We start from the raw sequence: 13,959 nt of genomic DNA on the forward strand, positions 1-13,959 counted from the left end.
GCCCACGACCCTGTCATGTCCGAAATCCAATACGCAGCGCTCGAAGAATCGCTTTGGCCGCTGATGAACAAGTTTTATCGCGCCCACCAATCCTCGATGAAAGCGGTGCGTGACGCGCAGCTTTGGGTGGCGCGGCGGGATGAGATCGTCGCCGCCCTGTGCCTGCGACCGGTGTCGGGCGGACATTGGTTGACAGGGTTGTTCGTCGACCCGGCGTACCGTGTACAAGGTATCGCGGCACGGTTGGTCGCTGAAGCGGTGAAAGACGTTGAAGGGCCGGTGTGGCTGTTCTGCCACCCGAATTTGCGCGGCTTTTATGAGCGGCGCGGGTTCAGCTTCGACCCTGAACTGCCCTATGCGATGGCTGAGCGCCTGAGCCGATATGCGCGTAGCAAGCCGATGATTGCGATGGGGTGGGAGCCTTCGCGCCCTTCCTGACATAGCTCCCACAGGGTTCGGTGGGGTATCAATCGTCGGCCGCGGGGTCCAGGTCCGGGAACATCACCTCGGTAAACCCGAACTTGCTGAAATCACTGATACGCGACGGGTACAAGCGCCCGATCAGGTGATCACACTCATGCTGCACCACCCGCGCATGAAAGCCCGACGCGTAACGCACGATCGGCTCGCCCTTGGGATCGAAGCCTTCGTAGCGGATGTCCTGGTAGCGCTCGACCGCCCCGCGCAGGCCCGGCACTGACAGGCAACCTTCGAACCCCTCTTCCATCTGCGGGCCCAGTGGGGTGATCAGCGGGTTGATCAGGATGGTCTGGGGCACCGCCTCGGCGTCGGGGTAACGCTCGCTGTGCTCGAAGCCGAAGATCACCAGTTGCAGGTCCACGCCGATCTGTGGCGCCGCCAGGCCGACGCCGCCCACGCTTTCCATGGTCTGGAACATGTCGTCGATCAATTGCCACAATTCTGGGCTGTCGAACATTTCGGTGGGCACAGGCGGGGCGATGCGCAGCAGGCGTTCGTCGCCCATTTTCAGGATGTCACGGATCATGGTCGGGCTTCGTCAGGGTGGGGATGAGGGATGGAATGGTCGCGGCCCAGGCCCGACACATGCTGTTTTTCGTGCTCGCCGGCGCTCTTTTCCCCCGGGTTCTTGCCCTCGGTGGACATGTGCTCGATCACCGCATTCATCTCCGCACCGAGCAGCAGCACTGCCGAAGAAATATAGAAATACAGCAACAACACGATGATCGCACCGATGCTGCCATACATGGCGTTGTAGTTGGCAAAGGTCTTGACGTAAAACGCAAAGCCCAGGGAGGCAATGATCCACACCACCACAGCCAGCACCGACCCCGGCGTGATGAAGCGAAACTCCTGCTTGACGTCGGGCATCACGTAATAGATCAGCGCCACGGCCACCATCAGCAAGATCACGATCACCGGCCAGCGCACGATCGTCCAGAGCGTGACGATGAACTCCTCCAAGCCGACCTGGGCCGCAATCCAGCCCATCACTTGTGGCCCGAGCACCATCAACGCCGCAGCGGCCAGCAGCATGCCGGCGATACCGACGGTGTAGAAGATCGACAGCGGAAAACGCTTCCAGGCCGGACGGCCTTCCACCACATCGTAGGCGGCGTTCATCGCGCTCATCATCAGCCGCACGCCTGCCGAGGCGGTCCACAACGCAATGACGATACCCACCGACAACAATCCGCCCTTGGATTGCTGGAGCTGGTCGATAACCGGGTTGACCTGCTCCAGGGCCTGGGGTGGCAGCACCAGTTCCGATTGCAGGCGCAGCCAGGAGAAGAAGTCCGGCAGGTGCAGGAAGCCGATCAACGCGATCAAAAAGAGAATGAAAGGAAACAGCGAAAATAGCATTTGGTAGGCCAATGCCGAGGCGTAGGTCGACATCTCGTCGTCGAGAAACTCGGTCACGGTGCGCATCATCACACGATGCAAGGGTAAGCCTTTCAAGGCCGGGAACATCATGTGCGTCTCCTTTCGCCGCAAAAAAAGGGGGTCGCTTGGCGACTCAGGGGCCGTTATCACAACAAAGTAGCCTGTTTGGCGACGCTGGATCAATTTCGTCTTTCATGCCCGACGCTGAATTGACCGGCGATTGCCAAGCCAAGTTTCATTGTTCCTACAGGCGGGGCTTTATGTTTGCCCGGCAACCACCGAGAATGCCCCACGTATTCAGGCTGCGGCCTGAAGCTCCAACCCCGTAGGAACGTTATGAAACTCGATAAAAAGCAGGCCATCGCCCGCAGGAACCAGGAACTGGGCGGCGCCGTACTCGGCGTCAACAACTGCCACTTCAGCGAATTGAACCGCAACCGCAACATCTTCTGGTTCGATATCCCGGTGGCGCGCCTGGCCATCGGTCAATACGAATGGATTCACCTGCTGCTGCACACGCCGGCCACCGATGAGCTGCTGCACCTGAAGGTGCCGACCGTGTTCCTGCGCGAGAAAATGGAAGGCTTGGAAGTGCGCAACCAGGGCAAGCGCAAGGCGGCCCTGAGCCTGGAGCTGAGCGCCGACAAGGATTCCTACCTGCAGGACATGCGACCAGGTGGTACTAACCTGGATTTTGCGCAGTTCCGGTTGTAACCGGACCCGAGAAGCACCTGCTCACCTGTGGCGAGGGAGCTTGCTCCCGCTGGGCTGCGCAGCGGCCCCCTTCGATCCAACTGACACCCCACAAGGGGCCGCTGCGCGTCCAGCGGGAGCAAGCTCCCTCGCCACAAAGGCGGTATCGCTTCAGGTCATCGCCCAACAAAAAGCCCCGCTTCTGCGGGGCTTTCGTCTACAAGCTTTTACTTTTTCAGCCCCAGCTTCCTGAGCTCTTCATCCCGCAACTCGCGCCGCAGGATCTTGCCCACGTTGGTGGTCGGCAAGGCATCACGGAACTCCACGGCCTTGGGCACCTTGTAGCCGGTGACGTTGGCACGCATGTGTTCCATCACCTGCTCCTTGGTCAACGTGACACCCGGTCGTGCGACGATGAAGATCTTGATCGCCTCGCCGGACTTCTCGTCCGGTATGCCGATGGCCGCGCACTGCAGCACGCCCGGCAGGGTTGCCAGCACGTCTTCCAGTTCGTTGGGGTACACGTTGAAACCGGAGATCAGGATCATGTCTTTCTTGCGATCGACGATACGCATGTAGCCGTCCGGCTGGATCAGCGCAATGTCACCGGTCTTGAGCCAGCCTTCGCTGTCGAGGATCTCGTCGGTGGCGTCCTGGCGCTGCCAGTAGCCCTTCATGACCTGCGGCCCTTTCACACACAGTTCACCGATTTCGCCCAATGGCTGTTCGACGCCCGCGTCATTGATCACCTTGCACAGCGTCGACGGCACCGGGATGCCGATGGTGCCGATCTGGATGTTCTGGATCGGGTTGACGGTAGCCACCGGGCTGGTTTCGGTCATGCCATAACCTTCGCAGATCGGGCAGCCGGTCACCGCTTTCCAGCGCTCGGCTGCTGCCAGTTGCAGGGCCATGCCGCCAGACAGGGTGACTTTCAGGGCCGAGAAATCCAGCTTGCGGAAGGCTTCGTTGTTGCACAGGGCCACGAACAGCGTATTGAGGCCGACGAAACCGCTGAACTTCCACTTCGACAGCTCCTTGACCATCGCCGGCAGGTCACGCGGGTTGCTGATCAGGATGTTGTGGTTGCCGATCAGCATCATCGCCATGCAATGAAAGGTGAAGGCATAGATGTGGTACAGCGGCAGCGGCGTGATCAGGATCTCGCAACCTTCATTGAGGTTGGAGCCCATCAGCGCCTTGCACTGCAACATGTTCGCCACCAGGTTGCGGTGGGTGAGCATCGCGCCCTTGGCCACGCCGGTGGTGCCACCGGTGTATTGCAGCACGGCGACATCGTCGCTGGTGGGGTTGGCTTCGCTCACGGGTTGGTCGTGGCCTTTGCTCAGCACGTCGTTGAACTTGACGGCCTTGGGCAAGTGATAGGCCGGGACCATCTTCTTGACGTACTTGATCACGCTGTTGATCAACAGGCGCTTGAGCGGCGGCAGCAGGTCGGCGACTTCGGTGACGATGACGTGCTTGACGCTCGTCTTGGGCACCACGGCCTCGGCCAGGTGCGCCATGTTCGCCAAACACACCAGCGCCTTGGCCCCGGAGTCATTGAACTGGTGTTCCATTTCCCGCGCGGTGTACAGCGGGTTGGTGTTGACCACGATCAGCCCGGCGCGGATCGCACCAAACACGGCCACCGGGTACTGGAGAACGTTGGGCAACTGCACGGCGATTCGATCGCCGGGCTGTAAATCGGTATGCTGTTGCAGGTACGCGGCAAAGGCACCGGACAACTCGTAGAGTTCACCGTAGGTGATCGTCTTGCCGAGGTTGCTGAATGCCGGCTTGTTGGCAAAGCGTTGGCAGGACTGCTTCAACACCGCCTGAATATTCGGATACTCGTCTGGATTGATGTCGGCAGCAATCCCAGCTGGGTACTTATCCTTCCAAAAGTCTTCAATCATGGAAGCCCACTCCTCAGCAACGCGAATTCTCACCGCATTTGATGCGATTATTATTGGTGTGTGTTTATTGGTGAATCTGGCTTGAATCAAGGCCGAGAAGTCACAAAAGCGCGCCGAGAGTAGCAGCTTTGCCGGGGGCCGACTAGAGCCAAAAGCAGCCCCCACAGTCACAAACATGACTCATGAACACCTAATAGTCATTTTTAGAGTAAAAATACCAAACCTCATCTGAATCGCCCTGGATACCCAAAAAACTGTGGGAGCGAGCAAGCTCGCTCCCACAGGGGGTTCTACTGGACCTCTCTGGCCTCAGGCGATATCCCGCAGCTCCCGCCGCAGGATCTTGCCCACCGGGGTCATCGGCAATGAGTCCCGCAACACGATGTGCTTGGGTATCTTGTAGCCGGTGAAGTTCTCCTTGCAGTAGGCCTTGAGTTCTTCAAGGCTGACGCCGGTTTCGCGCGCCACCACGAACAGCTTCACCGCCTCCCCCGAGCGTTCGTCCGGCACGCCGATCACCGCACAGTTGGCCACCTTGGGATGGGCCATCACCACGTCTTCGATCTCGTTGGGGTACACATTGAAGCCCGAGACAATGATCATGTCCTTCTTGCGGTCGACGATGCGCACGAAACCGTCCGGGTCGATCACCGCAATATCGCCGGACCTGAACCAGCCCTCGTGGTCAAGCACTTCGGCCGTGGCCTCAGGCTTGTTCCAGTAGCCTTTCATGATCTGCGGGCCCTTGATGCACAGCTCGCCGCGCTCGCCCAGGGGCTGCTCGACGCCATCGTCGTTGATCACTTTCATCAGCGTGCCCGGCACCGGCATCCCCACCGTGCCCAGCCGGGACTTGCCGCCGTAAGGATTGGCACTGGCCACCGGTGAGGTTTCGGTCAGGCCATAACCTTCGGTGATACCGCACCCGGTGATCTGCTCCCAACGCTCGGCGGTGGCCTTGATCAGCGCCGTGCCACCTGAGTTGGTGACCTTGAGGTTGGAAAAATCCAGGGTCTTGAAATCCGGATGGTCCATCAAGGCCACGAACAACGTGTTGAGCCCCAGCAGCAGCGAGAAACGCCAGTTCTTCAGTTCCTTGATGAAACCACCGATGTCCCGCGGATTGGTGATCAGCACGTTGTGGTTGCCGGTCACCATCATGCACATGCAGTTCGCCGTGAACGCATAGATATGGTAAAGCGGCAGCGGTGCGATCATGACCTCCTGGCCCTCGCGCAACAGCGGATGGCCGTCATCGCCGAGCTGCCCCAGGCAGGCCCGGGCCTGTTGCATGTTGGCCACCAGGTTGCCGTGGGTCAGCATCGCGCCCTTCGCCAACCCGGTGGTGCCGCCGGTGTATTGCAACACCGCAATATCGTCGAGACTGACTTTCAGCGGCTTGATGCCCTGGCCGCGTCCCAGGCGCAAGGCGCTCTTGAAGGAAATGGCCTGGGGCAGCGAATAGGCCGGGACCATTTTCTTGACCTTGCTCACCATCGTGTTGACCAGCCAGCCCTTGGCGGTGGGCATCAGGTCGCCCATCTTCGCTTCGATCAGGTACTGCAGGTCCGTATCGGGCAACACCTCCTGGACTTTCTGCCCGAACATGTTCAGGTACACCAGCGCCCGGGCACCGGAGTCCTTGAACTGATGACGCATTTCCCGCGCGGTGTACAAAGGGTTGGTGTTGACCACGATCAGCCCGGCGCGCAAGGCACCGAACACGGCGATCGGGTATTGCAGGATGTTGGGCATCTGCACCGCGATTCGATCACCTGGCGCCAGGTCGGTATGGGCTTGCAGGTAGCCGGCGAAAGCCGCGCTGTAGCGCTCCAGCTCGGCATAGGTGAGGGTCACCCCCATGTTGCTGAACGCCGGACGGTCGGCAAATTTCTTGCAGGAACGTTCGAACACCTCGATTACCGACTTGTAGGCCCCAAGGTCAACATCCAGGGGCACCCCGGCCGGGCGTTTGTCATTCCAGAAATCAGGCTGCATTGTTTTTGTCCTCTTTACCTGAGCATGTCCGGGCCGCCTCTGTATCGCTTGCAGAGGCGGAGCTCCTGGGACACTAGCAGCTATGGCCAATCAGGCAAATATGGCAACCTGCGTCATAGATTGTGTGAATCTTCTTGCCATGGCATAGCCTGATCAGGCGAGACGCAGCGGATGCGCTATACAATGCAGCGACGCTGCGTCTGACTTTGTGCAAAGGAATCGCCATGATCCACCAAACGTTCTGGCTGACCGCGACCGACCACAGCCGCCTGTTCGTCAACCAGTGGCTGCCCGAAACCGCTCCTTTGGCGGTGATCATGCTGGCTCACGGCATGGCCGAACACAGCGGCCGCTACGCCCGCCTGGCCCAGGCACTGTGCGACGAAGGCTATGGTGTCTGCGCTGTGGACCTGCGCGGCCATGGCAAGACCGGCGAGGAAGCGCTTCTCGGCCATTTTGCCGACGAGGACGGCTGGACCAAAGTCGTGGGCGACCTGGCCAGCCTCAACCACCATATCGTCCAGCAATATCCCGATACCCCCATCCTGCTGTTGGGCCACAGCATGGGCAGCTACATCGCCCAGGGTTACCTCTTGCATCACAGCGCCAGCCTGCACGGGGCGATTCTCAGCGGCTCGAACTTTCAGCCGGTGACGCTCTACCGCAGCGCTCGCCTGATCGCCCGCTTCGAACGCTGGCGCCAGGGTGCCACGGGGCGCAGCGCGTTGATCGAGTGGCTGTCGTTCGGCAGCTTCAACAAGAAATTCAAACCCACGCGCACCCCCTTCGACTGGCTCAGCCGCGACCCGGTCGAAGTCGACAAGTACGTCCACGACCCGCTGTGTGGCTTTCGCTGCACCAATCAACTGTGGGTCGACCTGCTCGGCGGGTTGCAGCAAATCAGCAAAGCGTCCAATCTCGCCCAGATCGATCCGGGCCTGCCCCTGCTGGTGATCGGTGGCGAATGTGATCCGGTGAGCGAAGGCAAGCGTCTGAAGGATCTGGCCGACGCCTTGCGTGACGCCGGCATCCGGCACCTGCAATTGACGATTTATCCGCAGGCCCGACACGAACTGTTCAATGAAACCAACCGCGATGAAGTGACCGCCGACGTGCTGGCCTGGATTGCCCAGGCCCTGAGCCACAAGCGGCCGCCACGCAGCGAGTAGGCTTGCAGCATTTTTCCTTTACTCCTTCACAGGATTTGAAACAGATGACCCAGGTTACCAACACCCCTTACGAAGCCCTCGAAATCGGCCAGACCGCCAGCTACAGCAAGACTGTCGAAGAGCGTGACATCCAGCTGTTCGCCGCGATGTCGGGCGATCACAACCCGGTGCACCTGGACGCCGAGTTCGCCGCCGCGAGCATGTTCAAGGAGCGCATCGCCCATGGCATGTTCAGCGGTGCGCTGATCAGCGCGGCGGTAGCCTGCGAGTTGCCTGGGCCGGGCACTATCTACATCGGCCAGCAGATGAGCTTCCAGAAACCGGTGAAAATCGGCGACACCCTGACCGTGCGCCTGGAGATCCTGGAAAAACTGCCGAAATTCCGTGTGCGCATCGCCACACGTGTGTTCAACCAGCGCGACGAGCTGGTGGTGGACGGCGAGGCCGAAATCCTCGCACCGCGCAAGCAGCAGACCGTGACCTTGCCGACGTTGCCGGCGATCACCGTCGGTTGATTCAAACTCACATGTGGCGAGGGAGCTTGCTCCCGCTCGGCGGCGAAGCCGTCGTAAAAAAAGCGACCGCGTTTGAGCAGTTCAAATGCGGTGGCTTTTTTGGGGGGCTTCGCCCCCAGCGGGAGCAAGCTCCCTCGCCACAGGGAACGCGGCGCGGCAATTACTGACGGTCTTCACGCACCTGCACGCTCGCCGTCATCCCGGCGCTCAGGTTCACCCCCTCCGGCACCTTGTCCAACTTGATCCGCACCGGTATCCGCTGGGCCAGGCGCACCCAGTTGAAGGTCGGCTCAACCTCCGCCAGCAACTGCGCATCGGGATTGGTGTTGCGGTCGGTAATGCCACGGCTGATGCTTTCGACATGGCCCTCCAGCGCATGGCCGGCGCTCATCAGCCAGATCTTGACCGGATCGCCTACGCGGATCCTCGGCAGCTTGGTTTCTTCGAAATAGGCCTGCACATAGAACGTCGAGTCGTCGATCAGCGCCATCACCGGCTGCCCGGCATTCACGTAGTTGCCTTCGGCCAGGCGCAGGTTGGTGATGTGGCCGTTGCGTGGGGCCAGGACCTGGCTGCGCGCCAGGTTCAGTTCGGCGACCTTGGCCTCGGCCTGGGCTTCGCGCAGTTCGCCTCGGGCGATGCCGGCGTTGATCTGGGCGTTTTCCCGCAGCTCGGCGCTGATGGCCTGAGGCCCAAGGGCGGCGCGGCGGCTGGCTTCGTGTTCGCGCAAGCCCAGTTGCTGCTGGCGCGTCTGCACCACCGCCCGAGCCTTCTCCAGGGCCGCCTCGAAACGCTCACGGTCGATATTCAGCAACACATCGCCGGCCTTGACCTGCTGGTTATCCACCGCCTTGAGCTCGCGCACCCAGCCCGACACGTCGGGTGCAATCACCACCACGTCGGCGCGGATCCGCGCATCGCGGGTCCAGGGTGTGAGCATGTAGTACTGCCACAAGTGAAACCCGGCGAAGATTGCCACGGCCACCATGCACAGCGTGACGGCGACACGTACGGATGTACGCATGTTCAACTCCTATAGCGGCCCGAGGACCACGGTAATAACGGTCAGGACACAGACATACAGGGCGCAGTCGAACAAGGCTTCATGCCAGATCCAGCGCCCGGCCGGCATCAGGCTGAGCAACAGGCGCAACGCACCGGTCACCAGCAACGCCAGCACCACATAAATCAGGAATGGGCTGAGCAACACCCCGCCAATCGACCACTCACGCAAGCCCATGGCTGTGCTCCCGTCGTTCAGGTTCGTGCTGGTGGCACCAGGCGCGCCAGCTGTTTTGCAATTGCACCACCGCGCCCTGGGCCAGCTTCAATGCGTCACCGGGCGGCTGGGTCGACAAGACTTTCAGGAACTCGGCGCTCGCTGGGGCCAACGCATCGGCCTGGTCACCGGTCGGGCCGTGTTCGAGCACCTGCTCCAGCGCTTCGAAATAACGACGCTGAGCCCGTGTATCAGGCACTTGGGCGACGGCCAGGCTCAGGCGCAAATGCAACAGTTCATCGCCAATGTCCAGGCCAAGCAAACCATCATCCCAGCGGCTGCGCGCCTGCACCGGCAATTCAGGGTAATGCCGCGCCAGTTGCAGCAGCCGGTCGGCCATGCGCCCGCCGAACCAACTCTCGGCGCCACGCAGGCTGCGATGGGTCAGGCGCACCAGATCGTGGAGGGTCGCGGCCAGCAGGCGGCGGCTGTGCCAGGCCGGGTTGCGCAAAATCAGCACATTGAAGGCCAGCACCGCAGCGCCCACGCCAATCATCATGGCCTGGGCGTTGTTGAAGAACGCCGCGACGTCGTACTTCATGGCATTGAGCGGTGAAATCAGCACCACGAAATGCAGGCAGAACGACGTCGCCGTGGCGAATATCTGCGGCTTGGCCATACCCAGCGCGCCGAAAAACAACGGCACGCCCATGGCCATGCAGAGCATCGCGAAACTGCTCCATTGCGGGAGTAGGAGCTCACCGAGCACGAACGCCGTCGGCACGGCCAACAAAATGCCCCGTAGAAAACTCATGCCGATCTGCGCGCCGTTCTCGCGACTGGCAAACAGGCTGCACACCACGCACGTGAGCACCAACGCGCCCGAAGCGGCGGGCCACGCTGTCGCCAGCCAGAAACAGGCCACCGCCAGGAACGCCAGCGCGCTGCGAGCACCAAAGACCATGGCCAGGGACAGATCACGATGAGGCGCCAGGGTTCGCGGTGGATCCGCCGCCTCCCTGCCCTCCTGCACCGCCGTCAGGGCTGCGCAGGCAGCCAGGGCGGTATCGAGCAACAAGGCGAACCGCGCCAGGCAGTAACTTTGCGCCGAGCTGATCTGCGGGTCGTGAGACGCATCCCATACCCGGGGGCGCAAGGCTTGCAGGGTCGCACTGTCGGCGTCGAGGGCCTGCTGTACCTCGTTCATCCATGGCTGGAGAGCCTCGGCCTCCTCGGGATCGAGCTGTTTCCACTGCCGCCGCACCGAGCGCGAAAGGCGCAGCAACATCAGCAATTTCTGGCTCAAGCCGCTGATGGCCCGGGCTCGCTGTCGGCCACGGCTGCCTTCGAACCAGGCATGTTCGCGCTGGGCATCCACCGCGACGATCCTGCCCAGAATTTCCAACAACCCTTTTCGCGCCTGGACATCACCAGCCAGGGTCGCACGGGCGGCCTGCATGCCGCTCTGCCAGGCAGCAAGGGCCTGACCGGCCAGTTGCCGCTCGACCCGCAACGGCCAGAGCAAGGCACTGGCCGCCGTGGCGCAGACAATGCCCAGGCTGATCTCGGTGCAACGCGCCACCGCCTGGTCGAACACACCCAGCGGATGGGAAATGGCCGGCAAGGCAATGATCGCCACCGTGTAACCGGCCAGCACGAACGAATACGACCAGGCACTGCGCAGCAACGTCGAACAGGCTGTGCACAACCCCAGCCAGAGCGCCAAGGCCAGCAGGAACAACCAGGGCGCCTGGGCAAACAGGCCCATGAACACCACCGACATGACGGTGCCTACCAGCGTGCCGACCAATCGTGCCAACCCCTTCTGCACCACCATCCCGGACAGTGGCTGGGCGACGATGATCGCGGTCATCAGCGCCCATGACGGCTGCTCCAGCCCCCAGCGCAGCGCCAGCCACAACGCCAGCCCAGCGCCCAGCACCGTCTTGATAGCGAACTGCAAAGCGAGACGGTCGGGGGCAAACAAGGCCTGGAAGGTAATGGGCACGTAAGAGGCTCTTCTGGGGGGACGCAATAACGATAGATGCAATATGGGGTGGTTGGCAGGCGCCAATTATTAGCTAGCTAACTATGCGAGTCCAGAGCTGTTTGCCAAGACATAAACCTAAGCGCTTTTGTGGCGAGGGAGCTTGCTCCCGCTGGGTTGCGAAGCGACCCTCTTTTTGGGCCTGCTCCGCAGTCCAGCGGGAGCAAGCTCCCTCGCCACGGGATAAAATCCTTGCCATAAAAAAACGCCAGGCAAGCTGGCGTTTTTTCATGTCAGGGCCGGTGTTTAGCTGGCGCGCGCCTGGTTACGCAGGGCCTTGACCTGGTCATGGTTGCGTTGAACGCCATGGTACTGACGCTCGACCAGGTCACGAATACCGACCAGGTTGTGCTTGGTGATTTTTTCCAGCGCCTCTTTGTAAGCCTTGAGCGCATGGTCTTCACCACGCTCGGCTTCGTTGAGCACCGCTTCTTCATCCTTGCCAGTGAACATGGATTTCACGTCGACCCAGCGACGGTGCAGGTCACCGGCAACGCTGGTGGAGGTTTCCGGATCACCGCCCAAGGAACGTACGGCCGCTTGCAACTCAGCTGCCGCAGTGGCGCAATCGGCGGCACGCTTGACGAACAGATCCTTGAGTTCTGGATGCTTGATGTCTTCAGCGCAGGTCTTGAAGCCTTCCTGGCCATCTTTGCTGGTCTCGATCAGGTCGTTCAAGACGGAGATGGATTCTTTGTTGATGTCAGTCATTTTTCAGTTCCTTTGCTTGGTGAATAAAAAACCTGCAAGGGATGTTGCATCGGCCATGCCAGTCAAAGAACCTCGTTAATTTTCTTTAAAATCAGTCAGTTAACAAAAAACAAGAAAACTGTATCCGCGTTATTTGCATGATCTGTCATTTGGCCTGCATGCAGAATGCCTGTATTTTCGAGGCAGATTTGAATCAGACGATTGCCATGAACCCGGAAAAGCTCGAATTGCTCATCACGCGTCAAATGCCGTTCGGCAAATACAAAGGTCGAATCCTGGCTGACCTGCCCGGTCAATACCTGAACTGGTTCGCCCGCGAGGGTTTTCCTCACGGTGAACTGGGGGGGTTGCTGGCACTGATGCAGGAAATCGATCACAACGGGCTGTCGGACCTGCTCGATCCCTTGCGTGCCAAACACGGCAAACCCAAGCCTCGCCCCTGACCAGTTGAGCCCCTGTCATGCCCGAAAACACGCTACGCGCCCATGATGAAGCTTTCTGGCAGACGTTTGTCGGCCGCTACGACGTCGATCCCGCCGGGCCGCTCAACCTGGAAAACGGTTACTTCGGGCGTATGTCCCGCACAGTGGTGGAGGAGTACCAGCGCAACATCGAGTTCATCAACCGGGGCAACTCGGTGTACGTGCGCCAGCATTTCGACCGTGAACACGGCGAAGCCATTCGTCGACAGGTGGCCCGGCTGATCCACGCATCCCCCCAGAGCGTGGCATTGGCCGGTAGCGCGGTGGATGCCTTGCAGACGCTGATTCGCAACTACAACGGCCTCAAACCAGGCGATCAAGTGCTGATCTGTGACCTGGAATATGCCTCGGTCAAGAGTGCAGTGCGCTGGCTGGCCCGCCAGCGTGGCGTGGAGGTGATCGAGATCGTCCACCAGCACCCTGCCAGTTTCGAAAGCCTGGTGGGCACTTATCGCGAAGCGTTCATTCGCTACCCTCGCATCAAGTTGATGGCGCTGACTTACGTCAACCACCTCACCGGACTGGTGATGCCGGTCCAGGCCATTGCCGAGAGTGCCCGCGAGTTCGCCGTCGATATCATCCTCGACGGTGCCCATGCCCTGGGCCAGATCGATTTCGACCTGAAGAAACTCGGGATCGAATTCGCCGGTTTCAACCTGCAGAAGTGGATCGGCGGGCCCCTCTCCCAAGGCTTTCTGTACATCGCCCCGCAGCGCTTGGCCGACATCGACCCGGACATGGACGAAGACAGCTACCCCGCTACCGACGTCCGCTCGCGCACGCCCCACAGCACACCCAACATCCCTGCCTTGCTCACCCTGCCGCTGGTCTTCGAAGAACACCAGGCCCTGGGTGGCGCTTCGGCCAAAGGCGCGCGCCTCTGTTATCTGCGTGACCTGTGGGTGAGCGCCGTGCGCGATGTGCCAGGCATCGAAGTCATGACCCCGGATGACCGGCGTCTCTATTGCGGGATCACCGCGATGCGCTTCACCGCCCAGGCCGATCAAAGGGCGATGGCCCATCGATTGCTCAACGACCATGGGATCTTCACCGTGGTACGCAACACCAGCGTCGGGCCGTGCATTCGCATTACCCCAGGATTGATGACCTTGGCGACTGATATCGAGCGGTTGACCCAGGCACTGATCCATCTGAGCCGAACATAGTTGTGGCGAGGGAGCTTGCTCCCGCTGGGCTGCGAAGCAGTCCTGAAACCTGTCACTGCGGTCCGCCAGGTCAATCTCATTGTGCTTTTTGGGGCCGCTGCGCGCCCCAGCGGGAGCAAGCTCCCTCGCCACCGGAATTTTGTGCTGCCATAAAAACCTGGGCAAAAAAAAACGGCG

The 13,959-nt window shown here is 60.7% G+C and carries 14 protein-coding genes; 6 read left to right on the forward strand and 8 right to left on the reverse strand.

Features of this window, described 5'->3' with window-relative positions; translation table 11 throughout:
• The first annotated feature begins 15 nt into the window (after positions 1-15).
• On the forward strand, positions 16-438 hold the full coding sequence (locus TK06_RS14395; RefSeq protein ID WP_063322622.1) for a GNAT family N-acetyltransferase: 423 nt from the start codon (positions 16-18) through the stop codon (positions 436-438).
• A gap of 28 nt (positions 439-466) precedes the next feature.
• Here the strand turns inward: TK06_RS14395 and def are convergent, their stop codons facing one another.
• Both def and TK06_RS14405 read right to left on the reverse strand, forming a co-directional pair.
• Entirely contained in the window at positions 467-1,006 is a 540-nt protein-coding gene (def, locus tag TK06_RS14400; RefSeq protein ID WP_063322623.1) for a peptide deformylase, read from the reverse strand.
• Complete coding sequence (locus TK06_RS14405; RefSeq protein WP_057448927.1) at positions 1,003-1,953, reverse strand: YihY/virulence factor BrkB family protein; 951 nt, start codon at positions 1,951-1,953, stop codon at positions 1,003-1,005. Before TK06_RS14405 ends, def begins: the two co-directional genes overlap by 4 nt.
• Positions 1,954-2,199: 246 nt before the next feature.
• On the opposite strand from TK06_RS14405, the gene TK06_RS14410 reads away from it, so the two are divergent.
• Complete coding sequence (locus TK06_RS14410; RefSeq protein ID WP_030139341.1) at positions 2,200-2,577, forward strand: hypothetical protein; 378 nt, start codon at positions 2,200-2,202, stop codon at positions 2,575-2,577.
• Positions 2,578-2,783: 206 nt separating this feature from the next.
• Here TK06_RS14410 and fadD1 read toward each other — a convergent pair whose 3' ends face one another.
• The gene (fadD1, locus tag TK06_RS14415; protein WP_063322624.1) at positions 2,784-4,475 is read right to left on the reverse strand and encodes a long-chain-fatty-acid--CoA ligase FadD1; all 1,692 of its coding nucleotides are present in this window, start codon (positions 4,473-4,475) and stop codon (positions 2,784-2,786) included.
• 309 nt (positions 4,476-4,784) lie between these two features.
• Positions 4,785-6,473: a long-chain-fatty-acid--CoA ligase FadD2 gene (fadD2, locus tag TK06_RS14420; protein WP_063322625.1), complete on the reverse strand. Its 1,689-nt coding sequence runs from the start codon at positions 6,471-6,473 to the stop codon at positions 4,785-4,787.
• A gap of 224 nt (positions 6,474-6,697) precedes the next feature.
• On the opposite strand from fadD2, the gene TK06_RS14425 reads away from it, so the two are divergent.
• Both TK06_RS14425 and TK06_RS14430 read left to right on the forward strand, forming a co-directional pair.
• Complete coding sequence (locus tag TK06_RS14425) at positions 6,698-7,642, forward strand: alpha/beta hydrolase (RefSeq protein WP_063322626.1); 945 nt, start codon at positions 6,698-6,700, stop codon at positions 7,640-7,642.
• Positions 7,643-7,686: 44 nt separating this feature from the next.
• Positions 7,687-8,157: a MaoC family dehydratase gene (locus tag TK06_RS14430; RefSeq protein WP_014336929.1), complete on the forward strand. Its 471-nt coding sequence runs from the start codon at positions 7,687-7,689 to the stop codon at positions 8,155-8,157.
• A 160-nt stretch (positions 8,158-8,317) separates the two neighbouring features.
• On the opposite strand, the gene TK06_RS14435 is transcribed toward TK06_RS14430, so the two are convergent.
• From TK06_RS14435 to TK06_RS14450, 4 genes are all read right to left on the reverse strand, one after another.
• Positions 8,318-9,181 (reverse strand): efflux RND transporter periplasmic adaptor subunit, encoded by an 864-nt coding sequence (locus TK06_RS14435; protein ID WP_063322627.1) that lies wholly within the window; start codon positions 9,179-9,181, stop codon positions 8,318-8,320.
• A 9-nt stretch (positions 9,182-9,190) separates the two neighbouring features.
• Complete coding sequence (locus TK06_RS14440; protein WP_063322628.1) at positions 9,191-9,397, reverse strand: DUF1656 domain-containing protein; 207 nt, start codon at positions 9,395-9,397, stop codon at positions 9,191-9,193.
• Entirely contained in the window at positions 9,384-11,384 is a 2,001-nt protein-coding gene (locus TK06_RS14445; RefSeq protein ID WP_063322629.1) for an FUSC family protein, read from the reverse strand. The genes TK06_RS14440 and TK06_RS14445 overlap by 14 nt, the downstream gene beginning before the upstream one ends.
• Positions 11,385-11,669: 285 nt before the next feature.
• Entirely contained in the window at positions 11,670-12,134 is a 465-nt protein-coding gene (locus TK06_RS14450; protein WP_063322630.1) for a PA2169 family four-helix-bundle protein, read from the reverse strand.
• A gap of 206 nt (positions 12,135-12,340) precedes the next feature.
• Between TK06_RS14450 and TK06_RS14455 the strand changes: the two genes are divergently transcribed.
• Both TK06_RS14455 and TK06_RS14460 read left to right on the forward strand, forming a co-directional pair.
• A complete protein-coding gene (locus TK06_RS14455; RefSeq protein WP_014336924.1) occupies positions 12,341-12,577 on the forward strand; it encodes a DUF3820 family protein in 237 nt (78 codons plus the stop codon).
• Positions 12,578-12,594: 17 nt separating this feature from the next.
• A complete protein-coding gene (locus TK06_RS14460; protein ID WP_063322631.1) occupies positions 12,595-13,782 on the forward strand; it encodes an aminotransferase class V-fold PLP-dependent enzyme in 1,188 nt (395 codons plus the stop codon).
• Positions 13,783-13,959: the final 177 nt, after the last annotated feature.

Origin of the sequence: Pseudomonas fluorescens (assembly GCF_001623525.1) — a bacterium.
Lineage (GTDB): Bacteria > Pseudomonadota > Gammaproteobacteria > Pseudomonadales > Pseudomonadaceae > Aquipseudomonas > Aquipseudomonas fluorescens_Q.

Excerpts from the sequence above, each read along its gene's own strand:
- TK06_RS14395 (WP_063322622.1), top strand. The coding sequence starts at position 16 with ATGTCCGAAATCCAATACGCAGCGCTCGAAGAATCGCTTTGGCCGCTG.
- def (WP_063322623.1), bottom strand. The coding sequence starts at position 1,006 with ATGATCCGTGACATCCTGAAAATGGGCGACGAACGCCTGCTGCGCATC.
- TK06_RS14405 (WP_057448927.1), bottom strand. The coding sequence starts at position 1,953 with ATGATGTTCCCGGCCTTGAAAGGCTTACCCTTGCATCGTGTGATGATG.
- TK06_RS14410 (WP_030139341.1), top strand. The coding sequence starts at position 2,200 with ATGAAACTCGATAAAAAGCAGGCCATCGCCCGCAGGAACCAGGAACTG.
- fadD1 (WP_063322624.1), bottom strand. The coding sequence starts at position 4,475 with ATGATTGAAGACTTTTGGAAGGATAAGTACCCAGCTGGGATTGCTGCC.
- fadD2 (WP_063322625.1), bottom strand. The coding sequence starts at position 6,473 with ATGCAGCCTGATTTCTGGAATGACAAACGCCCGGCCGGGGTGCCCCTG.
- TK06_RS14425 (WP_063322626.1), top strand. The coding sequence starts at position 6,698 with ATGATCCACCAAACGTTCTGGCTGACCGCGACCGACCACAGCCGCCTG.
- TK06_RS14430 (WP_014336929.1), top strand. The coding sequence starts at position 7,687 with ATGACCCAGGTTACCAACACCCCTTACGAAGCCCTCGAAATCGGCCAG.
- TK06_RS14435 (WP_063322627.1), bottom strand. The coding sequence starts at position 9,181 with ATGCGTACATCCGTACGTGTCGCCGTCACGCTGTGCATGGTGGCCGTG.
- TK06_RS14440 (WP_063322628.1), bottom strand. The coding sequence starts at position 9,397 with ATGGGCTTGCGTGAGTGGTCGATTGGCGGGGTGTTGCTCAGCCCATTC.
- TK06_RS14450 (WP_063322630.1), bottom strand. The coding sequence starts at position 12,134 with ATGACTGACATCAACAAAGAATCCATCTCCGTCTTGAACGACCTGATC.
- TK06_RS14455 (WP_014336924.1), top strand. The coding sequence starts at position 12,341 with ATGAACCCGGAAAAGCTCGAATTGCTCATCACGCGTCAAATGCCGTTC.
- TK06_RS14460 (WP_063322631.1), top strand. The coding sequence starts at position 12,595 with ATGCCCGAAAACACGCTACGCGCCCATGATGAAGCTTTCTGGCAGACG.